The 23,332-nt window shown below is 71.0% G+C and carries 20 protein-coding genes; 8 read left to right on the top strand and 12 right to left on the bottom strand.

Annotated elements, in window-relative coordinates:
- Positions 1–19 precede the first annotated feature (19 nt).
- A complete protein-coding gene (locus ACIBB8_RS03270; protein WP_398948743.1) occupies positions 20–883 on the bottom strand; it encodes a hypothetical protein in 864 nt (287 codons plus the stop codon).
- Between the two features lie 268 nt (positions 884–1,151).
- Between ACIBB8_RS03270 and ACIBB8_RS03275 the strand changes: the two genes are divergently transcribed.
- Positions 1,152–2,000, top strand: a complete 849-nt coding sequence (locus ACIBB8_RS03275; RefSeq protein WP_398948744.1) for a hypothetical protein — start codon at positions 1,152–1,154, stop codon at positions 1,998–2,000.
- A gap of 13 nt (positions 2,001–2,013) precedes the next feature.
- Here ACIBB8_RS03275 and ACIBB8_RS03280 read toward each other — a convergent pair whose 3' ends face one another.
- From ACIBB8_RS03280 to mce, 5 genes are all read right to left on the bottom strand, one after another.
- Entirely contained in the window at positions 2,014–2,793 is a 780-nt protein-coding gene (locus ACIBB8_RS03280) for an ABC transporter permease subunit (RefSeq protein WP_398948745.1), read from the bottom strand.
- A gap of 5 nt (positions 2,794–2,798) precedes the next feature.
- The gene (locus ACIBB8_RS03285; RefSeq protein WP_398948746.1) at positions 2,799–3,812 is read right to left on the bottom strand and encodes an ABC transporter ATP-binding protein; all 1,014 of its coding nucleotides are present in this window, start codon (positions 3,810–3,812) and stop codon (positions 2,799–2,801) included.
- 86 nt (positions 3,813–3,898) lie between these two features.
- Positions 3,899–4,837: a cellulose-binding protein gene (locus tag ACIBB8_RS03290; protein WP_398948747.1), complete on the bottom strand. Its 939-nt coding sequence runs from the start codon at positions 4,835–4,837 to the stop codon at positions 3,899–3,901.
- Between the two features lie 185 nt (positions 4,838–5,022).
- On the bottom strand, positions 5,023–8,850 hold the full coding sequence (gene scy, locus ACIBB8_RS03295; protein ID WP_398948748.1) for a polarized growth protein Scy: 3,828 nt from the start codon (positions 8,848–8,850) through the stop codon (positions 5,023–5,025).
- Between the two features lie 165 nt (positions 8,851–9,015).
- Positions 9,016–9,444 carry a methylmalonyl-CoA epimerase gene (mce, locus tag ACIBB8_RS03300; protein WP_356328855.1) on the bottom strand — a complete coding sequence of 143 codons (429 nt, stop codon included), beginning with the start codon at positions 9,442–9,444 and terminating at the stop codon, positions 9,016–9,018.
- A 135-nt stretch (positions 9,445–9,579) separates the two neighbouring features.
- Between mce and ACIBB8_RS03305 the strand changes: the two genes are divergently transcribed.
- From ACIBB8_RS03305 to ACIBB8_RS03320, 4 genes are all read left to right on the top strand, one after another.
- Positions 9,580–10,782, top strand: a complete 1,203-nt coding sequence (locus ACIBB8_RS03305) for an acetyl-CoA C-acetyltransferase (RefSeq protein WP_398948749.1) — start codon at positions 9,580–9,582, stop codon at positions 10,780–10,782.
- A gap of 41 nt (positions 10,783–10,823) precedes the next feature.
- A complete protein-coding gene (gene meaB / locus ACIBB8_RS03310; RefSeq protein ID WP_398948750.1) occupies positions 10,824–11,783 on the top strand; it encodes a methylmalonyl Co-A mutase-associated GTPase MeaB in 960 nt (319 codons plus the stop codon).
- Between the two features lie 143 nt (positions 11,784–11,926).
- Positions 11,927–14,437, top strand: a complete 2,511-nt coding sequence (locus ACIBB8_RS03315; protein WP_398948751.1) for a protein kinase — start codon at positions 11,927–11,929, stop codon at positions 14,435–14,437.
- A 13-nt stretch (positions 14,438–14,450) separates the two neighbouring features.
- Positions 14,451–16,682 (top strand): protein kinase, encoded by a 2,232-nt coding sequence (locus ACIBB8_RS03320; RefSeq protein WP_398948752.1) that lies wholly within the window; start codon positions 14,451–14,453, stop codon positions 16,680–16,682.
- A 33-nt stretch (positions 16,683–16,715) separates the two neighbouring features.
- Here ACIBB8_RS03320 and ACIBB8_RS03325 read toward each other — a convergent pair whose 3' ends face one another.
- The 5 genes from ACIBB8_RS03325 to ACIBB8_RS03345 form a co-directional block, all read right to left on the bottom strand.
- On the bottom strand, positions 16,716–17,066 hold the full coding sequence (locus ACIBB8_RS03325) for a PepSY domain-containing protein (RefSeq protein WP_398948753.1): 351 nt from the start codon (positions 17,064–17,066) through the stop codon (positions 16,716–16,718).
- A gap of 128 nt (positions 17,067–17,194) precedes the next feature.
- A complete protein-coding gene (locus ACIBB8_RS03330; RefSeq protein WP_398948754.1) occupies positions 17,195–17,671 on the bottom strand; it encodes a MarR family winged helix-turn-helix transcriptional regulator in 477 nt (158 codons plus the stop codon).
- Between the two features lie 150 nt (positions 17,672–17,821).
- Positions 17,822–18,589, bottom strand: coding sequence for an AIM24 family protein (locus ACIBB8_RS03335; protein WP_398948755.1), 768 nt, complete (start codon positions 18,587–18,589; stop codon positions 17,822–17,824).
- Positions 18,586–19,236 (bottom strand): AIM24 family protein, encoded by a 651-nt coding sequence (locus tag ACIBB8_RS03340; protein ID WP_384370733.1) that lies wholly within the window; start codon positions 19,234–19,236, stop codon positions 18,586–18,588. The genes ACIBB8_RS03335 and ACIBB8_RS03340 overlap by 4 nt, the downstream gene beginning before the upstream one ends.
- Positions 19,236–19,868 carry an AIM24 family protein gene (locus tag ACIBB8_RS03345; RefSeq protein ID WP_398948948.1) on the bottom strand — a complete coding sequence of 211 codons (633 nt, stop codon included), beginning with the start codon at positions 19,866–19,868 and terminating at the stop codon, positions 19,236–19,238. Before ACIBB8_RS03345 ends, ACIBB8_RS03340 begins: the two co-directional genes overlap by 1 nt.
- Before the next feature lie 210 nt (positions 19,869–20,078).
- Between ACIBB8_RS03345 and ACIBB8_RS03350 the strand changes: the two genes are divergently transcribed.
- Positions 20,079–20,429, top strand: a complete 351-nt coding sequence (locus ACIBB8_RS03350) for a DUF3817 domain-containing protein (RefSeq protein WP_398948757.1) — start codon at positions 20,079–20,081, stop codon at positions 20,427–20,429.
- Positions 20,426–20,719, top strand: a complete 294-nt coding sequence (locus tag ACIBB8_RS03355) for an MTH1187 family thiamine-binding protein (RefSeq protein ID WP_030916057.1) — start codon at positions 20,426–20,428, stop codon at positions 20,717–20,719. Before ACIBB8_RS03350 ends, ACIBB8_RS03355 begins: the two co-directional genes overlap by 4 nt.
- 55 nt (positions 20,720–20,774) lie before the next feature.
- On the opposite strand, the gene ACIBB8_RS03360 is transcribed toward ACIBB8_RS03355, so the two are convergent.
- Complete coding sequence (locus tag ACIBB8_RS03360) at positions 20,775–21,773, bottom strand: DUF5937 family protein (protein ID WP_398948758.1); 999 nt, start codon at positions 21,771–21,773, stop codon at positions 20,775–20,777.
- Positions 21,774–21,847: 74 nt separating this feature from the next.
- Between ACIBB8_RS03360 and ACIBB8_RS03365 the strand changes: the two genes are divergently transcribed.
- Positions 21,848–23,329 (top strand): MFS transporter, encoded by a 1,482-nt coding sequence (locus tag ACIBB8_RS03365; protein WP_398948759.1) that lies wholly within the window; start codon positions 21,848–21,850, stop codon positions 23,327–23,329.
- Positions 23,330–23,332 lie beyond the last annotated feature (3 nt).

Consider the following 23,332-nt stretch of genomic DNA (forward strand, 5'->3'; position numbering starts at 1 on the left):
ACGGTTCCGGCCAAGCCGTTCAGGAGAGCGAGTCGCCGAGAGGCGGCAGGTCGTCGTAGAACCGCAGGTCGCCGGAGGCCTCGAGGTAGGGCAGGAAGTCGGTCTGCGGGAGCACCCATCCCTCCTCGCGGAAGATCCGGGTGCCCTCCTCGCGCAGGCCGGGATCGACGCCCGCCTTCTTGACCCAGGACGACGGATCGGGGCCCAGCAGTTCACCGAGACGGGGCGAAGCGGCGAGCAGGGCGGCGAGGAGCTCGGACTGGTCGCCGCCGCCGGGACGCGGCGTGCCGTCCGGGCCGGCCAGTACACCGTGCGAGCTGAAGTAGAGGTACGCGCCGCCGAGCCGTTCCCCAGACGGCATGGTCATCGGGAATTCGTCGCCGGGCAGTATCGCCCGCCGGTAGTCGGGGAACTCGGTGGCATCGACGGCTTCCAGCTGCTCGGCGTCCAGCCAGGCGACGACGAGGACCGCGCTCGCGCCGCGGTCCACGTACGGCGTGCCCGCGACATAGCCGGCCGGACTGATGTGCCCGGAGCAGCCGACGCCGATACCCTCCACCCGCACCGGCACCATCGGCACGGTGACGGGGATTCCGAGCCGGGTGAGCTTGTGGCTGACCTGGCCGGGGGACGCGTTGGACCCGACGGCGATGACCGGATGCCGACTGCCGGTCACGACCTGGCCGCGTTGCCGCAGTTCCTCGTCGAGCCGCCGCTTTTCCTCGACGTACCAGTCGCCGAGCCGCATCGGGCGGACGCCCAGCTGAAGCAGTTCGTCGCCGTCGAGCAACGAGGGCTCGGTGGTCGGGCGGCCGGGATAGGTCAGCGGTTCCTTCGCCGGCACGTCGTCCAGGCCCAGCGCAGCGAGGCTTCGGTCCTTCATGGTGACGTCCTTCGATTGGTCACGGGCACGGTCACGGACACGGGCAGCCTTCCACACCCGGTCTACCCGCGGCGAGCACCGGCGGCACCCCGCACGCGGGATTCGCCGGAGCCGAATGCGGGCAAGGAGCCTCTCGCACGACGGTTCCGAACGGGGGAGCGAACTGATGTGGATACCCGCGCGATGGCGGAGCGAAAGACCCCATCCGCGCCACCGGACGTCCGCGCGCTGGTGGGTCGCGGGCCGTTCCGTGCACGCACTGATGCTGATGGCACTGAGCGCGCTGGTCTGTCTCGCCGTGTTCATCGCGGCCGTCTGGACCCTGACCGAGCACTCCTCCCGCGGTGTGGGCGACCGCTTCCGCGACGGAGAGGGACTGGTGAACCTGACCCTGGGGGTGCTGCGGGCCTGCGTGGGTACGGACAGCCTCAGCCCCGAGCAGGACAGCCTCGCCCACCAGCTGCTGGCCACCCTCGCCTCATTGACGGGCGCGCTCGCGCCCGCTGTGGTCCTCGGCATCGTCCTGATCAAGTTGTTCGCGCTGCGCCCGTTTGTCTGGCGGCAGCGCGCGAGCGTCTCGCCGGCCCGTACCGCGGACTTTCCCGTACCCGAGGGCGCGGCGGCGGACCATGCCGTCATCGCGGTGCGCTTCTACAACTCCTTCGACAACCTCTCGGTCGTCGACCTCAAAGCCCGGGTGCATCTGCGCTACCTGGAGACATCGCCGTTCGACGGCAGCCGTGTCATCTACAAGAAGTGGCTCAAGGTCCTGGACGAGAAGGGGCAGCGGGCCGACGAGCGTTCGTGGCTCGCCGTGGAGCGAGGGGCGCCCTTCACCGTATGGATCCCGGTGGACGCCACCGTGGGGCAGCTGCCCCTTGCCAGGATCCAGGGCAAGGACCTGTCCGCGTCGGAGGACGCCAAACTCATGGTGAGGCTGACGGCGCGGGCGGTGGGACTCGGCAGTGAGGTGGCTGACGAGCGGTGGTTCGACCTGGACGCGGCCCAGGGCGACTTCGAGCTCGGCCGGTTCGTCCCGCTCAAGGCGGACCCTGAGCGGGACGTCTGGCAGTGGGAGGGCTGGGAGGACTTCGACTCGGTACTGACCGAGTCGTAGTCGGACCTGCCGCCTATGCGTCCCGCTTTTTGAGCACGAGGTACCCGCCGATCAGCGCGGCCGCCACCCATGCGGTCAGAATGCCGAGCCCGCCCCACGGCCCGTACGGCGCCGGCTCGCTGTTCATGGCGGCCGGAACCACCTGCATGATCTTGGAGCCCGCCTGGTCGGGGAAGTAGCGGGCCACGTTCTTGGCACCCGGGACCGCCGAAAGGATCTGCGAGACGAGGAAGAAGAACGGCATCAGGATGCCGAGCGACAGCATCGAGCTGCGCAGCATCGTCGCCACGCCCATGGAGAAGATCGCGATCAGCCCCATGTAGATGCCGCCGCCGAAGACCGCACGCAGGACATGCTCCGCACCGATGTCCGTGCGATGGTCGCCGAGGAGGGCCTGGCCGAGGAAGAACGTGGCGAAACTGGTGGCCAGCCCGACCAGCAGCGACAGCACACCGGCGACCAGGATCTTGCTGAAGAGGAACGAACCGCGCTGCGGCACGGCCGCCAGCGAGGTACGGATCATGCCCGAGCTGTACTCCGTGCTGACCACCAGGACGCCGAAGACGACCATCGCGAGCTGACCGAGGACCATCCCGGAGAAACTGAGGAGGGTCGGGTCGAAGGTGGCCTGCTCAGCCGGGGGGAGTTCGTCGAACTGGGAGTTCATCAGTGCGCAGAGTGCCGCGCTCATCGCCGCGGTGACGGCGAACGCGGAGATCAGGGTCCAGGTGGTGGAGGAGACCGTACGGATCTTGGTCCACTCGGAGGTCAGGACCGCGGGTACCGATGCCATCGTCGTCACGCCCCCTTTCCGGTGCCGGAGGTGCCGGACGTGAAGCTGCCGTGCTGCTGGTTCCACTGCTCGCCCCAGCGGGGGCCCGCGGGCGGTGGCGGCCACCCGGCGTGGTCCGCATGGGCGTGGTACTCCACGGAGTCCGCCGTCATCTGCATGAACGCCTCCTCCAGCGAGGCCCGCTGGGAGCTCAGCTCATGCAGCACGACCTGGTGCTGCGCGGCCAGCTCGCCGAGCTGCTCGCTGGTGGCGCCGTCGATCTCCAGCACGCCGCTCCCCGCTTCGACCACGACGATGCCCGCCTCATGCAGCACATCGCGCAGCCGTTCCTGCTGCGGGGAGCGCATCCGCACGTAACTGCGCGAGTTCTGGTGGATGAAATCGGCCATCGACGTGTCGGCGAGCAGCCGGCCCTGGCCGATGACGATCAAATGGTCCGCGGTGAGCGCCATTTCGCTCATCAGATGCGAGGAGACGAAAATCGTCCGGCCTTCCGCCGCGAGCGTCTTCATCAGATTGCGGATCCAGTGAATTCCCTCGGGGTCCAGACCGTTGACGGGTTCGTCGAACATCAGGATCTCGGGATCGCCGAGCAGCGCGGCCGCGATTCCGAGCCGCTGGCCCATGCCGAGGGAGAACGACTTCGACTTCTTCTTCGCCACCGCGCTCAGGCCGACGGTGTCGAGGACTTCCGGGACGCGGCTCTCCGGGATGCGATTGCTCTGCGCGAGACAGAGCAGATTGTTGTACGCGCTGCGTCCTCCGTGCATCGACTTGGCGTCGAGCAGCGCACCGATGTGCTTCAGGGGTTCCAGCAGTTGACGGTAGTGCCTGCCGTCGATCCGTACCGATCCGCTGGTCGGGTTGTCGAGATCGAGCATCATCCGCATCGTGGTGGACTTGCCCGCCCCGTTCGGGCCCAGAAAACCCGTCACCATTCCAGGTCTGACCTGGAATGAAAGGTGGTCCACAGCAACCTTGTTGCCGAAGCGCTTGGTGAGGCCGTCAAGCTCGATCATGCGTTCACGCTAGAACGGCCACGCGCCCGGCGCCACCACAAGGGCGGAACCGGGCGCGCAAAGGGTACAGCTGAGGTACCGCGGCGTCAGCGGGTCTGCTGAGCCGGGACACCACGGGTGACGGGCTCGTCGTCCACCGGCGAACCCGCGGCGGCCACCGCGGCACCGGTCAGCGTCGCCAGCATCTCGCGAACGTTGGTCAGCTGCGCGTTGATGGAGTCGCGGCGGTTGGTGAGCGCCGCCAGCTCGCGCTCCGATTCGCTGCGGATCCGGTCGGCCTTGGCGTTCGCGTCGGCCACGATGTCCTCGGACTGGCGCTGCGCGGTCTCCACGGTCTGACGCGCCCGGCGCTCGGCGTCCGTACGGAGCTTCTCGGCCTCCAGGCGGAGCTGCTCGGCGCGGTGCTCGATCTCGGCGAGGCGCTTCTCGGCCTTGGCCTGACGGGACGCGAGGTCGCGCTCCGACTGGTCCCGGCGCTTGGCCAGGTTGGTCTCGAAGTCCGCGGCGGCCTGGGCGGCCTTGGCGCGGGTCTCCTCGAAGAGGGCGTCGGCCTCCTCGCGCTTCTGCGCCGCGTCCTTCTGGGCCTCGGTACGCAGAGCGTTGGCCTCACCCTTGGACTTCTCGACGATGCGGACGCCCTCGTCCTCGGCCTTCGCCTTGCGCTCGGCGGCGAACGACTCGGCGTCGTTGCGCACCTGCTGGGCGGCCGACTCGGCGAGCTCGCGGTGCTGCTCGGAGGCGCGACGGGCCTCCTCGCGCAGGTCCTTCGCCTCCTCCTCGGCGAGGCGGAGAATCTTCTCCACACGCGCACCGAGACCCGCGTACGACGGCTCCGCGTCGTTCACCTGGGCCTGGGCGTTCTGCGTCTCGAGGTGGAGCTCCTCGATGCGCTTTTCCAGAGACGTGATGCGGGTCAGCGCGCTATCACGGTCGGCGACGAGCTTGGTAATGCGGTCATCCACCTGACCGCGGTCGTAACCACGCCGCACGAGCTCGAAGCCGAAGGGGGAGGAAGGGTCACTCATGGGGTTCCTGTCGAAGTAAGACCGGTGAGGTGATAGAGGGAATCCTAGGGGCCCGGGCGGCGTGTCATCGAGCGGATGCCCGTTTGATCTGGAGAATGACACCCCTTTTGAGTGGCTGACCCCCGGAACCCTTGCCACTCGGAGGGTTGAACGTTCTTGTCGAAGCACGTGACATGGTCGGCCGACTACCCCTCGGACGACTTGCCACTCGATCGAGTGCCTGCCGAGGCTCCGGCTTTGACGCCGGCGGACCCGCCACCCGTACTCTTCCCGCCGCCCGTCGGTGCCTCGAAGGACTCCAATGCCTCCAGTACGTCCTGGACGCGGGAGATCTCCGTGTTGATGTCCTTGCGCCGGCGGACCAGGAGGTCGAGCTCGCGCTGCCCCTCATCGACCGTCCGCTTCGCCTCCTGCTCGGCGTCGGCCCGCAGCTTCTCGGCCTCGCGGACCATGCTGGCCTTCTTCTGCTCGGCCTCCTTCAGCAGCGACTCGGCCCGCTTCACCGCGGCGATCCGGACCTTGCTCGCCTCCGAATTCGCGTCCGCCAGCAACTCCTTCGCCTTCGCCGCGGCCTCTTCGCGCTGCTCGGTCGCCGCCTTCATCAGCTTGTCGACGCGCTCGCCCGCCGTCTTCATCTGCTCGGAGGTCTCCTGCCGGGCCCGGTCGTGCAGCTGCTCGATCTCGCTCTCCGTACGCGCCCGGAGTTCCTCCGCCCGCTCCCGAATGGCCGTGGCGTCCCGGCGCGCACCGACCAGCAGCTCGTCCGCGTCCGTACGCGCCCGCTCCACCAGGGTGTTGCCCTCGACGGTCGCCTCGGAGGTGATCCGCACGGCCTCCTTGCGGGCCGCGCCGACCATCGTGTCGGCCTGCTCCTCGGCCTCGGTGGCGGCGCGCAGCGCCTCCTCCTGAGCCTTGTTCATGAGCTGGTCGGCCTGCTCGGCGGCGTCCGCACGGCGCTTCGCCGCCGCCTCGCGCGCCTCGTCGAGCAACCGGTCCGTCTCCGCGCGGGCCTCGCCGCGCAACTGCTCGGCCGCCGCCTCCGCGTCGGTCCGCACCCGCTCCGAGTCCTCACGGGTGCGTGCCGCGTGCTCCTGCGCCGAGGCGACAGTGGCCGCCGCCTCCGCGCGCAGCCGCTCCGCCTCGTCGGTCGCCTCGCCGAGGAGCTGGTCGGCCCGGGCCGTGGCGTCGCTGACGAGGGTCGTCGCCTGCTCCGTCGCCTCGGTACGGATCCGCTCGCTCTCGCCCGTCGCCTCGCCGACGAGCCGGTCGACCTGCGCCGCGGCGTCCGAACGCATCCGGTTGGCGTCCTCGCGGGCCTCCGCACGACTGCGGGAGGCATCCTGCTCGGCCGACGCCAGCGCGTCCGAAGCCTCGGTACGCATCCGCTGGCTGTACTCCGCGGTGTCCGAGCGCAGCCGCTCCGACTCGGTGATCGCGTCGCTGACGGTCCGTTCGGCCATTGCCTTGGCGGCCTCGGACTCCTCCTGTACCTCCCGGCGGATCCGGCTCGCGTCCTCGCTTGCCCGCTCCCGCTCCGCGTGCGCATCGGCGCGGACCCGGTCCGCCTCCTCCTGAGCCTCGGCCTTCGTCCGCTCCGCCACGTGCTCGGCGGTGGAACGCAGCCCGGCGATCTCCGCCTCGGCCTGCTCCTGGAGGCCGGAGACGGAGTCCCGTACCTGCTGGGCGGTCTGCTCGGCCGTGGAGACCATCTCGGTCGCCCGCGCGTCCGCCTCCTCGACCAGGCGGTGCGCCTCGGCCTGCGCCTCCTCGACCCGCTTGCGGGCGGAGGCGAGCAGCTCCTCGCTCTGCTCGCGGGCGCGCTCGCGCTCCTGGTTCGCCTCGGTGCGCGCCGCGTCGAGGGTCTCCTCCGCCTCGCGGCGGCGCCGGTTCGCCTCCTCCTGCGCGGCGGCCAGTGCCTCGGCAGCCTCGGTGCCCACGCGTTCGGCGGCGGCCGCGGCCTCGGCCCGTACCCGGTCGGCACTGTCCTGGGCCTCGGACTTGAGCCGCTCCGCCTCGGCGGCCGCCTCGCCGCGCAGCCGTACGGCGACGGACTCGCCCTCGGCACGCGACTGCGACGCGTCCGCCGCGGCCTCGTCGCGCAGCCGCTCGGCCTCGGTCTCCGCCTGTGTCTGCAGGGCGCGCAGCCGCTCGGCGGCCTCCGCGCGCAGCCGCTCGGACTCCTCGTTCGTCTCGCGGCGGATCCGCTCCGCCTCGCCGCGCGCGTCCGTCAGTGTCTGCTCGGCGGCGGCGACCCGGGTCTCGGCCTCGGTCTGCAGCCGGGCCAGCTCGTCGGCGGCCTCGGCCTGCCGGGCGGCGACCGCACGCTCGGTCTCCTCCCGGAGCCCTGCCGCCGCCTGCTCGGCCGCGGCCGTGGTGGACTCAACCTGCTCCTCGGACTCCGTACGCAGCTGGTCGGCCTCGGCACGGGCCCGCTCCAGCGCTTCCTCGGCCTGGGTGCGCAGGGCCGTGGCGCGCTCGACGGCCTCGGTACGGACCCGGTCGCTCTCGGTGCCCGCGGCGGTCCGCAGTTCCTCGGCGTCCGCCTTCGCCTTGGACAGCAGCTCCTCGGCGGTCTTCGCGCCCTCCTCGATCTGCTGGACGGCCTCGCGGCGGGCCTCGCCCCTGATCCGCTCGCCCTCGGCGACCGCCTCGGAGCGCAGCTGCTCGGCCTCGCCGCGCAGCCTGCGGGCCTCCTCCTGCAGCTCGACGGTCCTGGCCCGGTACTCCTCGGTGTCGTCCTTGGCCGCGCCCTTGAGCTGGTCGGCCTGTTCGGCGGCCTCGCCGCGCAGCCGGTCCGCCTCGGCCTCCGCCTCGCGGCGGATCCGGTCGGCCTCCTCGCTCGCCGCCTTCGTGGTCGACCGTGCGTCCTCGGACGCCTTGGTCAGTACCTCCTCGGCGGTCCTGGCCGCCTTGGCGAGCTGGGCTGCGGTGTCCTCGACGGCCGCCGTGCGGGCCTTCTCGGTCGCCTCGGACTTGATCCGGTCCGCCTCGGCGCGGGCGTCGGCGAGCGCCTGCTCGGCTTCCGTCTTCAGCGCCTCGGCGTCCTTCGTGGCCTCGCCGACCAGCCGGGCGATCTCCGACTTGGCCGTACGGGTGCGCTGCTCGTTCTGCGAATCGGCGCCGGCCAGCCGCTTGACCGCGGCCTCCTTCGCCTCGGCGAGGACCTTCTCCGCCTCCAGGCGGGCCTCGCGCAGCTGTGTCTCGGCCTCCTGCAAGCGCTGCTCGGCGGCCCGGTTCCGCTCGGCGGTCTGCTGCCGGGTCTGCTCGGTCTCCGCGGCCGTCGACGTACGCAGCTGTTCGGCGTGGCTGGTGGCCTCCTGCGCCTGGCTGGAGGCGGCGCTCAGCAGCCGTTCGGCGTCCTTGCGGGCGCGCAGCAGGATCGCTTCGGCCTCGGAACGGGCGGACTCCGCCTCGGAGCCGAGCCGGTGCCGGGTCTCGTCGGCGAGCCTGGCGGCCTCGGCGCGGGCGGCCGTCAGGGACTGCTCGGCCTCGGCCCGGGACTCATCGAGCAGCCGACGGGCCTGGGACTCGGTCCTGGCCCGGAGCTGCTCGGCCCAGGCGACGTTCTCGTTGACATGCGACTCGACGGTCTGGCGGCGCTCCGCCAGCTCCTGGTCGAGGCGCTGCCGTCGCTGCACGGCCTCGTTGTGCAGCTCGGCCTGCAGCCGTGCCTGGTGCTCGGCGTGCTCCTGCAGGATCCGCTGCGTCTGCGCCCGGGCGTCACGGAGCTCGCGCTCGGCGTCGGTGCGCAGCTGTTCGGCCTGGATCTGGGCATTACGGAGCAGCTGTTCGGCCTGGTAACCGATGTCCGCGCTGTCGTACGCGGGACGGGTCGCGAGATTGCGCCGAGCCTCGTGCAGCTTGGCGCGCAAGACCTCGACCTGGTAACCGAGGTCCTCGGCGTGCTGGACGGCCTTCTCCCGGTCGGTCCTCAGCCGGTCCATCTTGGCTTCGAACCGCGAGAGATGGTCGTCTTCAGCTCGGTGGCTCTCCTGGCGTTCGTAGCCCCGCACTGCGCGGTCCCATCCGTCCCCTGGTCGCAACTCTCCAAACGAGTACCGTTCGCCGACGAACGGTCCCCCGGGGAATGGTGACAGATCAACGGCTGGGGACGCGGCGCGGCCCCGACCCGGCCCCGGCCCGGAACCGCCCACTCTACCGGGCCGGGTATCCGGAGGTCAGTGCTCCGCTGCGGACGTGACCAGTTCGGTGAGAACGCCGTGGCAGTCCTTGGGGTGCAGGAAGGTGATCCGCGACCCCATCGACCCGGTCCTGGGCTCGTCGTACAGCACCCTGACCCCCTTGGAACGGATGTCCGCGGCGTCCTCGTCGACGTCTGCGGTGCCGAAGGCGATGTGGTGGACCCCCTCGCCGTTCTTGGCCAGCCATTTTCCGACGGCCGAGTCCTCGCGGGTGGGTTCCAGGAGCTGGAGGTACGAGGCACCGCCGTCCGAGGTCTCGTTGATCTTGAGCATGGCCTCGCGTACGCCCTGCTCCTCGTTGACCTCGGAGTGGAAGACTTCGAAGCCGTAGGTCGAGCGGTAGAACTCGACAGTTTTGTCGAGGTCGAAACAGGCGATTCCGATGTGGTCGATTCGCGTCAGCATGGACAACAGTGGAGCGCTCCACCGATGGTTACGCAACGTGCGCGCGATCACACCCGCTGCTGGATGACGGGCCGCGAACCGCTCAGTACATTCGAGTAAACCCTCGTTCACATCTAATCCAAGGGGCCGTGCCTCATGTCTGGAACGACCGGTACCACCTCAGTGATCGTCGCGGGCGCCCGTACGCCCATGGGCCGTCTCCTCGGCTCCCTGAAGAGCTTCTCCGGAGCCGATCTCGGCGGCTTCGCCATCAAGGCCGCGCTGGACCGGGCCGGTATCGGCGGCGACCAGGTCGAGTACGTGATCATGGGCCAGGTGCTCCAGGCCGGGGCGGGGCAGATCCCGGCACGCCAGGCCGCGGTCAAGGCCGGCATCCCGATGAACGTCCCGGCACTCACCGTCAACAAGGTCTGCCTCTCCGGCCTCGACGCGATCGCCCTGGCCGACCAGCTGATCCGAGCGGGTGAATTCGACGTCGTCGTCGCCGGCGGTCAGGAGTCCATGACCAACGCCCCGCACCTGCTCCCGAAGTCCCGCGAGGGCTACAAGTACGGCGCGATCGAGATGCTCGACTCGATGGCGTACGACGGTCTGACCGACGCCTACGAGAACATCCCGATGGGCGCGTCCACCGAGAAGCACAACACCCGCCTCGGTCTGAGCCGCGCCGACCAGGACGAGATCGGCGCCCTGTCCCACCAGCGCGCCGCCGCCGCCCAGAAGAACGGTCTCTTCGAGGCCGAGATCACCCCGGTCGAGATCCCGCAGCGCAAGGGCGACCCGGTCCTCTTCTCCAAGGACGAGGGCATCCGCGCCGAGACGACCGTCGAGTCCCTCGGCAAGCTCCGGCCCGCCTTCGCCAAGGACGGCACGATCACCGCGGGCACCTCCTCGCAGATCTCCGACGGCGCCGCCGCGGTCGTCGTGATGAGCAAGACCAAGGCCGAGGAGCTGGGCCTGGACTGGATCGCCGAGATCGGCGCCCACGGCAACGTGGCGGGCCCGGACAACTCGCTCCAGTCGCAGCCGTCCAACGCGATCAAGCACGCGCTGAAGAAGGACGGGCTGAGCGTCGAGGACCTCGACCTCATCGAGATCAACGAGGCGTTCGCGGCCGTCGCCGTCCAGTCGATGAAGGACCTCGGCGTCTCCCCGGAAAAGGTGAACGTCAACGGCGGGGCCATCGCGCTCGGCCACCCGATCGGGATGTCGGGCGCCCGCGTGGTGCTGCACCTCGCGCTGGAGCTGAAGCGGCGCGGCGGCGGCACGGGTGCGGCGGCGCTGTGCGGTGGCGGCGGTCAGGGCGACGCGCTGATCATCCGCGTCCCCGGCAAGTAGTCCTCGTCACGTACGCACAGAGCGAACCGAACGGAGCGGTGATGGTGGACGTCCCCACCTTGGTCGAGCAGGCCCGTGAAGGCCGGCCGCGGGCCGTGGCCCGGCTCATCTCCCTCGTGGAGGGGGCGGCGCCGCAGCTGCGCGAGGTGATGGCGGCCCTCGCGCCGCTGGCCGGGAACGCGTACGTCGTCGGGCTCACCGGTTCACCGGGTGTCGGCAAGTCGACCTCCACCTCGGCGCTCGTCTCGGCGTACCGGCGGGCCGGAAAGCGGGTCGGCGTCCTCGCCGTCGACCCGTCGTCGCCGTTCTCCGGCGGCGCGCTCCTCGGCGACCGGGTCCGGATGTCGGAGCATGCCTCCGACCCCGGCGTCTACATCCGCTCCATGGCCACCCGCGGCCACCTGGGCGGCCTCGCCTGGTCGGCGCCGCAGGCGATCCGGGTGCTGGACGCGGCGGGCTGCGACGTGATCCTGGTGGAGACGGTCGGTGTCGGCCAGTCGGAGGTGGAGATCGCCTCCCAGGCCGACACCTCGGTGGTCCTCCTCGCGCCCGGCATGGGCGACGGCATCCAGGCGGCGAAGGCCGGAATCCTGGAGATCGGCGACGTGTACGTCGTCAACAAGGCCGACCGGGACGGTGCGGACGCCACCGCCCGCGAGCTCAACCACATGCTGGGTCTCGGGGAGTCCCGCGGCCCCGGCGACTGGCGGCCGCCGATCGTGAAGACGGTCGCCGCCCGGGGTGAGGGCATCGACGAGGTCGTCGAGGCACTGGAGAAGCACCGGGCGTGGATGGAGGAGCACGGCGTCCTGACCGAGCGCCGCACGGCGCGCGCGGCCGGCGAGGTCGAGACGATCGCGGTCACCAGACTCCGCGAACGCATCGGCGACCTGCACGGCGACCGCCGCCTCGGCGCCCTGGCCGAACGCATCGTGGCGGGCCGCCTGGACCCGTACGCGGCGGCGGACGAACTGGTGGCGGGGATCACGGGCGAGTCCTGACAGACAGGTACCAGGGGCGAGGGGCGGCGTGCGGGCCGCCCCTCGCCCGCTCGCCCCCCGTCAGCCGTTCGGGTGAATCGTGCGCACCGCCTGTCCTGTGCGGCCCGTGACCGGCGCATGGCAGGATGACGCACACACGTGTCATGCACACCGGGGGGAAGCGACACATGCTGGGGCCGCTGCGTGAGGACTCGCCCAGACGGATCGGACCGTACGGGATACGGGCCCGGCTCGGCGCGGGCGGTATGGGGGAGGTCTTCCTCGGAGACCCGGGCGACGGCCGGGATCCCGTCGCCCTCAAGACGGTGCGCCGCGATGTGGCGCAGGACCCCGGCTTCCGTCACCGCTTCCGCCGCGAGATCGCGGTCGCCCGCTCCGTCACCAGCCCCTTCCTCGCCCCGCTGCTCGACGGGGACGCGGACTCCGAAGTGCCCTGGCTGGCCACCGGATACGTGGCCGGGCCGACCCTGTCCGCCGCGGTCCGCCGGGCCGGCGCGATGGACGAGGGAGAGGTGCGGATGCTCGGCGCCGGGCTCGCCCGCGCGCTCGCGGCCGTCCATGCGGCCGGGGTCGTGCACCGGGACGTGAAGCCCGGCAACGTGATGCTTGCCGAGGACGGTCCGCGGGTCATCGACTTCGGGATCGCGCGGGACGGCAACGCCACCCCGCTGACCACCACCGGCCGGATGGTCGGCAGCCCCGCCTTCATGTCCCCGGAACACGTGGCGGGCAGCGGGCGCGTCACCTTCGCCTCCGACATCTTCTGTCTCGCATCCGTGCTCTGCTTCGCCGCCACCGGCCGCGATCCCTTCGGCGACGGGCCGGTCGCCGCCGTGCTCTACCGGGTCAAGTACGTCGAGGCCGATCTCGACGGCGTACCGGACGCGCTGCGCGCCGTACTCGCCGACTGCCTGGCCGCCGACCCCGCCGACCGCCCCACCGCTGCCGCACTCACCGAGCGGCTCGCCCCGGGCGCAGCGCAGCAGTGGCCCGAGCCGGTGCGGGAGCACATCGCCGAGTACGGCAGGGAACTGGCCCGGGTCCGCGCCCTCGACGGACCGCTGCTGCCCGGCTACACGCCGACCGAGGCGGCCACCGGCAGCCGCACCCCTGTTGCTCAACTGCCCACGCAGGGAACAGGCTTCGCGCCGGGTCTGCACATGGTGGAGACTCAGGGCCCCGGCCTTGCCCGGCCGGAACCACGCCGACGCAGCCGCCGCGCCCTGATGGCCTTCCTGGCCCTGCTCGTCATCGGGGGCGCGGCGACCGGCGGACTCCTGGCGCTTCGGGACCGCAACGGCGACAACAACACCGCATCCCCGGGCGGCAGTCCGGCGCGGAACACGGTGATGGTCGCCGGGGTGGACGACCAGGGCGGCCCGGACGGTTCCGGAACTGTTCCGTACGGCCGGGAGGTCCGCCCGAAGGACTGGAAGCCTTGGAAGTCCTCGACCGGCAGCAGCGGGCCCTTCGGCTGCGCGGCCAACAGCACGATCGTGGTCTGCCGCGACACCGCTGGTGCCTATCAGGCCCTGTCCGCGGTGGACGGCCGGAAGCTGTGGAGACTCGACACCCAGGAGGCGGCGGACGGGGCCGGAGTGAGTCCCACCGGACAGTTCTTCATGCCGTCCGACTCCAGCCGTCCGACCGTGTACGGGGACACGGTGTTCATGGCGAGCGGTGACCGGCTTCTCGCGGTGGACGCGGCCACCGGTGAAACCCGCTGGCAGCAGCGAGCGGGCGGAGCACACACCATCGAGAGCAGGCCGGTTGTCTCCGACGGAGTCGTCTTCGCCTCCACGACCAGCACTTCGCGCGGGTCCCAACTGGTTGCCTTCGACATGAAGACCGGCGACCGCAAGTGGACCGCGCCCCTCGCCCCGAAGGACATTTCGAAGGCCGAAGCACGCAACTACTGGCCGCTCGCCGCGGTGAAGGGCGTGCTCTACGCGCTGGGCCGCGACGGCATCAAGGCGTTCCGGGTCAAGGACGGCAAGGTGCTGGGTCAGGCGGATGCCGGCAGGACAGGGGTGGAGGAATGCGAGGACGCCCGTGTGCAGGGCTCCTTCCTCTACTGCTCCTCCTTCACCTCCGAACAGAGTGGGAACGGCTACGCGTACAACCTCATCGTCCACCGCCTCAGGACTCCGTCGCTCGCCGATGCCGGCCGACAGGCGGTGGACCCGAAGTTGGCCATGTCCCTGAAGGCAGGTGCGATCGACGGACGGGTGATCGCCTTCCGCCGTGGTGGGACGAACATGGGCCGGCCGGACCCGGCCGGCATCCGGCCGGAGATCGTACTGGTGAGTCTGGACAGCGGCCGGACCCTGGGCCGGTATCCGGTCACCGAGACGTTCTCCGGCGGGCGCCTCAACCCGGTTTCCAGCCCGCTGATCGATGCGGGCACGGTGGTGTGGGCGGACACGTCCACGCTCTACTCGGTGAAGCTGGACAAGGACGGAACTCCCGGGAAGCTGCGCCGTACGGCGCTCAAGGGGGCTCCCGGCCCGTCCGTCCCACCGTCCTACGACCTGGCGCCGAGCGGCTACTCGTACGATCTCGACCTCCTTCCCCCGTATGTGGTGCCGGCCGGTGGGGTCGTGCATGTGTTCTTCGACAACGGCACGGCGCTCTCCGTGCCACTGCCGGAATGAGGATGCGTCACCGGTGATCGAACCGCTCCCCGCCGGACCGCTCCGGCACATCGGCCCGTACCGGCTGCTCGGGCTGCTCGGCGCGGGCGGTATGGGCGAGGTGTATCTGGCCCGGCAGAGCGGCGCGCCGGAAGGCGGGCTCGTCGCGCTGAAGACGGTGCGGGCCGATCTCGACCTTGACGACGGCTTCCGGACCAGGTTCCGCCGGGAGATCGGCGCGGCGGGCGCGGTGCGCAGCGCGTACACCGCGACGCTCGTCGGCGGCGACGCGTCGGGGCGGCCGCCCTGGCTGACCACCGAGTACGTCCCCGGGCCCTCACTTGCCGAGGCCGTCACCCGCGGCGGCCCGCTGCCCGAGCCGGTGGTCCGGGCCATGGGTGCCGATCTGGCCCGCGCCCTCGCCGACATGCATGCCGTGCGCGTCCTCCACCGCGACCTCAAGCCCGGCAATGTCCTGCTCGGCCCGGACGGGCCGAAGGTGATCGACTTCGGGATCGCCCAGGCCTTCGACGCCACCCAGCTCACCCGGACCGGCGTCGTGGTCGGCAGCCCCGGCTACATCTCGCCGGAGCACGTCAACGGCTCCCGGGCACTCGTGCCCGCCTCGGACGTGTTCTGTCTGGGGGCGGTGCTCGCCTTCGCGGCCAGTGGGCGGGGACCCTTCGACGACTCCGACATGGCAGCGGTGATTTTCCGGATCGCGCAGGGAGAGCCGGAACTCTCGGGCGTACCGCCGCAGTTGCGTGAAGTGATCGCCCAGTGCCTGCACGCGCGCCCCGAGGACCGCCCGACGCCGGGGCAGTTGGCCGGGCTGCTGCTCCGCGGGCAGCCGTCGACCCCGTCGTTCCCCTGGCCGGCAGGGGTACGGGAACAGCTGGCCGATTACGAGCAGGCGGCCCGGGACTGCCTCGTCGCGGCCCCGCCCATGGCCGTCGTGCCCCCGGTCCCGGACCGTCCGCCGACACTGGTGCCCCCTTCCGGTACCGTCCCGGGGCGCGGCCGTAGCCGCAGGGCGCTGCCGATGGCGCTGGCGGCTGTTGCGGTGACAGCGTGTCTGCTCCTCGGCTATGTGCTGTGGCCCGGTCTCTTCCCGCCGGACAAGGGCAACAGCGGCAGTTCGGGTGCCACCGGTCCCACGGCCGGTCCGTCCCCGGCGGCCGTGCGCAGCAAGGTGCGGGCCATTCCCCGGGCCGATGGCGGCCGTACCGGTGACTTCGGTGAGGCTGCCGCTGATTCCTCCCTCCGGCCCGCGGGCTGGAAGGCGTGGAAGTCCACGGTCGACGGGGTCGGGGACGGGTGCAGCTTCGCCGAGTCGACGCTGCTGTGCGCGGGCAGCAAGGGCGTCACCGCACTCGACGCGGCCGACGGAAGCCGGCGCTGGCAGGCTCCGAAGGGACAGGCAGGGGCGGCCGGTTCGGCCGTGGCCGGGTTCGCCTCCGGGACTGTGTACGCCTTCGTCGGCCAGGCGTTGGTCGCCTACCGGATCACGGACGGCCGGGAGTTGTGGCGCTCGGCGCTGCCCGACGGATCCGTGGGCGTGGGTGCCGTCCAGGACGGCGACACCCTGTATTACGTCGCCCGGGCCAACAGCGGGAGCACGGGGAAACTGATCGCCCGCCGGCTGACCGGCGACCGTGGCGAGCTGTGGAGCACGGACTTCGGCGACCCTCGGTTCAGCCTGCTCGCCGACGGCGGACGACTGGTCGTGGTGGGCAACGACACCCGGATCGTCGACGGGGCGAAGGGGACCGTGGAACAACGGCTCACAGCCGCAGATTTCCCCTGCCGGGGGCCGGTGCTGAGGGGCCGCCGCCTGGTCTGCCGGGGAGCGACCGGGCTGCTCGTCATGGACGATGTGACACGGCCCGGTCAGCCCCGCAGACTCGCCGAAGAGATCATGCCCACCCACCCGCTGACTCTGGTCGGCGACGACACCGTGGTGGTCTCCGACGACGACCACGCGTACGCCTACGGGCTGACCGACGGGCAGCGCAAGTGGACGACGTACGAGACCCTCACCGAGATGGGCGGCGTCCCTTCCGTGGCGGGTTCCCGGGTGCTGATTGCCGAACACCACGGGGTGGGCGCCTTCCGCCTGGCCGACGGTGAGCCGGAGAACGTGAAGTCCTACACCGGGTGGCCCGACACCGGGCCGGGCATGAGCGGGCCGGATCTGCTCGCCGTCGGGGACCTCGTGTTCCTCACCTTCAGGGACGGCACGGTCCTGTCGGGATACGCCCCCTGACCGGCAGGGACGGCGGGCGGGAGGAGAGCCGGATCAGTCGTCGCCGTGGTCGTCCCCGCGGCGGCCGCCGTCCGGGCGGTCCGCGGTGACCGCGGTGGTCTTCGCGCCCACGTTCAGCCCGTGACGGTTGCCGTCCTTGCCCGTGATGCCGACCTCCCGGTGCAGCGCGCCGCTCCGGGCGGCAGCGTCGTCCAGTTCGATCGAGGTGACCGTGCCGGGCACCGCGCGCAGTGCCGCGTCCACCGCCGCGCCGAGCGGGACCGGGAGCCGCTGGACCTGCCCGGCACGGCCGCCGGCACCGTACGACTCCGGGCGCCGGCCGCCGATCTGCTGCTGCCGGCCCGGCCGAACGCGGGGGCGCGGCCGGGGAACACCCCGGTGCACCCGGGCGCTCCGGTCCGCGAAGAGGTCTCGCAGCGCACCGGCGACCGCACCCCGGTGCCCCTCCGGCGACCGAGGACAGGCCCCGCACCCCGTGCAACGCCTTGCCCCGCACGCACGCCCAGGGGGCGCTACAGCTTGCCCCGCCGCCCCCGCAAGTGCTCCGCGACCGGCGTCAGCGCCGCGTGCAGGTCCGCCAGTGCCTCCGGCGTCAAAAGGTCCATGAAGTGCTTGCGTACCGATGCGACGTGGTGCGGCGCGACCTTCTCCATCGTCTCCGCGCCCGTCTCCGTGAGCACCGCGTACAGACCGCGCCGGTCGGATTCGCAGTTCTCACGGCGGACCAGCCCCGCCGTCTCCATGCGGGTGATCTGGTGCGAGAGCCTGCTCTTGGACTGCAGTGTGGCCGCGGCCAGGTCGCTCATCCGCATGCGCTGGTCTTCCGACTCCGAGAGGTTCACCAGGATCTCGTAGTCGTTGTTGGTCAGGCCGAACGGCTGGAGGTCTTTCTCCAGCTGGTGCATCAGCAGCCTGCTGACGTCCAGGTGGGTGCGCCAGGCGCACTGCTCCGCGTCGCTCAGCCACCGGGTGGCCGTCTCGGTTTCCATGTGTGGATTCTACCTAAGAAGTTGAAAGCCGGACGAAGTGAAGTGGTGCAACGCCCGGAACCGGCCCGGGGCGCCGGTTCCGGAAACCGCTCCGGAACCGGCCCCAGCGCTGGACGTAGGCGTTCGACGTCACACTCCGCAGATTACCGTTCACAAACCGAAGCGACGCTGGAGGTCCCCCAGCTGGCCGGGCAGACGGGGGGTGGCGCCAGGTTGACCCGCACCGCCACCCGGAACCCCTGCCTGCTGTGGCGTCGCCCCCGTCGGCTGCTCCGCCATCAGGACCTCGGTCGACTGGAGCAGCACCGTACCCGCGCCGACGAACTCGAACTGGTGCTCCTCGCCCGAGGTCCCGCCGATCCCGGTCAGCGACCGGAGACCGCCCAGCACGCCCGTCATATAGCCGTGGTCGTAGTGATGGCACGGCGAGGGGCAGTCCGCCCAGCCCACCAGGGCCTGCGGATCGACCCGCAGCGGCGGTTCCATGAAGACCACCGGGCCGTTGGACGCGGCCACGAACTTGCCCGTGCCGATCAGGGTCAGGAAGCCCGGCACGATCGACTGCTTGAGCGCCAGCGTCGGCTGGTACGCGAGGAGGTTGCCGGAGCGGATCGTCAGGTTCCCGTCGTCCAGGTCGTACGAGTTGACGTCGAAGGCCCGGTCGGCGAGCAGCATCTTGCCGCTGCCCTCGGCCACCACCCAGTCGCTCGCGTGGAGCGGTGAGTGGAAGCTCGTCCGGATGAGCCGTTCGAAGCGTCCGTGGCCGATGCCGTTGAACTCGATCTGCCCGTAGTAGGCGATCATCTTGCCCTTCTGCAGGAACCACTGGCTCCCCTTGAGCTCCACACAGAAGGTGTACGCATTGACGTTGTCGTCCGACGGCAGCGTCATCGGGTCGAAGATCACGGGCGTGCTCACAGCTTCTCCTCCGACGCCTGGACGTACACCGCGCCACTGCCGCTCAGCTCCAGCTGGAACGCCTCGCCGGAGCCGCGCCCCACCATGTCGCGCCAGCCGAGCGCGGTGGAGAGCTTGTTGCGTACGTCGCCGTGGTGGGCGACATAGGCCTGCGGGTCCACATGCACCTCGCGGCCCGGCGTGATGGGCAGCTCGATCACCCCGCCGTGAGCCATCACCGCGACCGCGCCATGACCCTTCAGCGTCGTGGTGAACAGGCCCTGCCCGGTCACCTGGCCGCGCACCATGCCCATGACCCCGCCCTGTGACCCCATGAACATCGTGCCCTGCTGCAGCGTCCCGTCGAAGGCGAGCAGCCGGTCGGCCTCCACGTACAGGGTGTCGCCGGCCAGGTTGATGACCTGGATGTGGTGGCCGCCGTGGCCGAACATCACCGTGCCGTTGCCTTCGACGGTCATCAGCGGCGTCGCCTCATTGGCCATCCGGCGGCCGATCATCGACATCACGCCGCCCTGGCCGCCCTGGATGTTCGGGGTGAACGACACCTCGCCGCGGTACGCGAGCATCGCGCCGCGCTGGCTGAACATCTTCTGGCCGGGGACCACCGTCGCCTCGACCATCTTCGAGTTGATCTCACGGAACGGCATCAGACATCGCCCCCGATGGTGTTCCGCTCGCTCGGCTGCACGTAGACGAGTCCCTCGCCCTCGAATCTGATCTGGAACGACTCGCCCGAGCCCTCGCCCATCAGCGTCCGGAAGGTGACCCCGGACTGGAAGTGCTGCTGCAGATTGCCCTGGTGGGCGATGTACGCACCGGGATCGACGGACAACGGGTACTGGGCGGTCACCCGCAGCACCACGGCCGAACCGTCCGACATGATCGCCGCCTGGCCGGTGCCCTCGACGGTGGTGGTGAACAGGCCGTTGCCGGTCGCCCCGCCGCGCAGTCCGGTGAAGGTGGTGCCGGTGCGCAGCCCGGCATCGGTGCAGAGCAGGTTGCTCGCCTCCACGTAGAGCTTCTCGCCGCGCAGTGAGACGAGGTTGATCTCGCTCGCGCGGTCGGCGAAGTAGCAGGTGCCCTGCCCGCTCACCTCCATCACGGTCATCTGCTCGCCGGTCAGCCGGCGGGTCACCATGCCGCGGATGCCCTCACCGCCGCCGGTCATCTTCTTGAACGCCATCCGGCCGTCGTACGCGACCATCGAGCCGTTCTTCGCCTTGACGGCGTCGCCGGTCAGATCGACGGCGAGCGTCTTGCTGCCTTGGAGTCGGAACATTGCCACCCGGTGACGGTAGCGGCAGGGGGCCGGGCCCGACAGGGTCTGTGGGCCTATTGGGACCCTGAGCCGACCCTGATTTGCGTCGATACGTTCCCCGGAGTGTCAACCGGCCCCCGCCCCCGGGCCCGGTGGGGGCCGATGCCACAATGGGACACGCTTGTGCCTGTATTCACAAGCTGTGACGACCCTCCCACCGAAGGTGCCCTCGTGGACATCAAGACCGCTACCGCCCTGCACCGGCTGCGCCTCATCTCGATCCCCGAGGCGCTCTCCTTCCCGGCGCTGATCATCTTTGGCTCGATCCTCAGCCGCGTCTCGGACATCGACTTCCTGATGATGCCGCTGGGCATGCTGCACGGCGTGCTCTTCGTGACCTACGCCGTCCTGCTGCTCGACGTCTGGTCCAAGGCCAAGTGGCCGTTCAAGCGCGTCGCGTTCTTCTTCCTGCTGGCACTGCTGCCGTTCGGCGGGCTGTACGGCGACAAGATCCTCAAGCGCTACGAGGCCGACGGGGTCATCGCCGCCCGCGCCCGCCGGGAAGGCGTGGTCAGCGCGTGATCGTCGCCTTCTCCGTCAGCCCGCTGGGGGTCGGCGAGGATGTCGGCGAGTACGTCGCCGACGCCGTCCGGGTCGTCCGCGAGTCGGGGCTGCCCAACCGCACGGACGCCATGTTCACCTCCATCGAGGGTGAGTGGGACGAGGTCATGGACGTCGTCAAGCGCGCCGTCGCGGCCGTCGAGGCCCGCGCCGGACGTGTCTCCCTCGTACTGAAGGCCGATATCCGGCCCGGTGTCACCGACGGTCTGACCTCCAAGGTCGAGACAGTCGAGCGGTACCTCGCCGGCTGACGCCTCTGTGCACCACTCAAAGGCCCCCCGCGCCGCACGGCGAGGGGGGTCTTCGTCACCCGGGGCGCGTTCCGGGCTCCACCGCCAGCGCGATCCCGAGCGGCGTCCGCTCGTACAGCACCTGGTGCCCGTACCGCCGCGAGGTCAGCAGCCCCGCCGCCCGCAGCACCGACAGATGTTCCGACACGGAGGACGGCGCGAGGCCGAGCCGGTGGGCGAGGGCGCTCGTTCCCGCCGGTTCGTCGAGTGTGCACAGGACATCGGCCCGCGCCCGCCCGAGCAGCCGCGCGAGCGTCTGCGGCGTACGGTCGGCGGGTTCCGTCCACAGTCCGCCGATCCCGCGCGCCGGATAGATCACCGCGGGCTGGTAGGGCGGCTCGTACCCGCTGACCACATCCGGCCAGGCGAAGACGCTCGGCATCAGGACGAGGCCCTGCCCACCGAGCACCCGGGAGTGCCGGCCCCGCATCCCGACGAGCGTGAGCGTCGAGTCCGCCCAGCTCAGCTGGGCACTCAACTCGCCGAGCAGCTGCGCGAAGCCGACCGCGGCGAGCCGGCGCGAGTGGTACGCGATGTCCGCTTCCAGCAATGCGCGCAGCCGCGGCCAGTCCGGCTCGACCAGGACCCGCCACGCCTGTTCCAGGAGCGCGGACAGCTCCCGTTGCGCGCGGGCGGGGTCGTCGAGCATCGCCCGTCCGGCCGGGGAGTCCAGCGCCCCCGGCACACACGCGAGCGTCAGCGCCAGATCCTCACGGACGAGCTCGGGGGCGATGGCGCGTACCCCGGCGATCTCCTCCTCGAACGAGGCATACGGCCCGAGCGGTGGCGGGGAAAGAAAGTCCGGATTGTGCCCGCTCTCCGGCATCAACGACCACAGCGGCCCGAGGTCCAGCCCCGCGGCGGCGCTCCTGATGCGCCGCAGCCACGGCTCGTGGTAGCCGTGGTTCCCGGGGCGCAGGAGGGTGCGTACCGCCTGTTGCGTCTCCCAGAGCGGGGAGAGGGCGAACCTGCAGCGCAGCAGATCGCTCTCGTCGAAATGCAGATGGAACGGCATCGGCGCGCCTCGCGAAGATTCGGTGTCAGCCGAAAGTCTATGGAGTGCGGGCCACGCTCCTGCACGCTGCGTCCATGCCGAGCAACAGCGCCGCCCCGGCGGGCGGCCCCCGCGATGCGGTGGACCCCGCGAGCGGCCCGACGGGCCCCTCACCCCAGGACCCGTCAGCCGCAGGCCGCGCCGCGAACGTCCGTCCCGCAGGAGCGGCGCCGTCCTCGGCCCCGTCCCCGGAGCGCGCCGACCCCATTGACCCGAACCCGTCGCCCGCGCTCCGGGCTCCGGCTTCCGCCACGGACCCCGGCACTCCCCGCGGCTACCGCGCCGTCTTCGCCGTACGGGAGTTCCGTGCCGTCTTCGCCGCACACCTGCTCTCCCTTCTCGGCGTCGTCGTCAGCGAGCTCGCACTCACCGTCCTCGTCTACGACCTCACCGGCTCGCCCCTGCTCAGTGCCCTCACCTTCGCGCTCGGCTTCCTCCCGTACCTCGTCGGCGGCACACTCTTCGCCGGGGTCGCCGACCGCTACCCCGCCCGCCGGGTCCTGGTCACCTGCGATCTGATCTGCGCGGGCTGTGTCGCCGTCATGGTGCTGCCCGGCACCCCCGTCGGCGGGCTCCTCGCGCTGCGCTGTCTCGTCGCCTCCGTGTCGCCCGTCTTCACCGGGACGCGTATGGCCGCGCTCACCGACATCCTCGGCGAGGGCGATCTCTATGTACTCGGCCGCTCTCTGCTGCGGATCGTCTCGCAGAGCGCACTGCTGATCGGCTTCGGAGTGGGCGGTGTGCTGCTCGCCGCGGTCTCCGCGCGCGGGGCGATCACGATCACCGTCGGGACCTTCCTCTGCTCGGCGGCGCTGCTCCGCTTCGGCACCCGCAACCGGCCCGCCCGGAGCGGCCGTGACGGAGGCGGCGCCCTGCTCAAGGACTCGCTCGCCGGAGCCCGTACCGTCCTCGCCGATCGCAGGATCCGCGCGCTGATGCTGCTCTTCTGGCTGCCGGCGATGTTCGTCGTGGCCCCGGAGGCGCTCGCCGCACCGTACGCGGACGAGATCGGTGCCGGCCCGGCCGAGCTCGGACTCCTCATGTGCGCGATGCCGATCGGTCACATCGGTGCCGAGCTGTACGCAGGCACGGCGCTCGCCCCGAGCCTGCGCTCCAGGATCGTGCTGCCGGTCGCCGCCGCGGGGCTGCTGCCCCTCGTGCTGTACGGGTTCCGTCCCGGCATGGTGCTGAGCGTCGTCGCGCTCGTGCTGGCCGGGGTGGGGGCGGCGTACGTCATCGGCCTCGACCAGTGGTTCGTCGACGCCGTTCCGGAGGAGCTGCGGGGCCGGGCCATGACCCTGCTCACCGCCGGGCTGATGACGGTCCAGGGCATCGGTATGGCCCTCGCCGGCCTCGCCGCCGAATTCGTCCCCGTACATCAGGCGGTCGCCGGGGCCGCTGTGATCGGTACGGTGTGCACGCTCGTCCTCGTCCGCGAGGTCAGGAGCACGGAACCCGGGCACGGTCCCCGGACCGAACTCCGAGACGGGGCTGACCAGCATATGGCCAGTGGGTAAGGT

Source organism: Streptomyces sp. NPDC051286 (assembly GCF_044455345.1).
Lineage (GTDB): Bacteria > Actinomycetota > Actinomycetes > Streptomycetales > Streptomycetaceae > Streptomyces.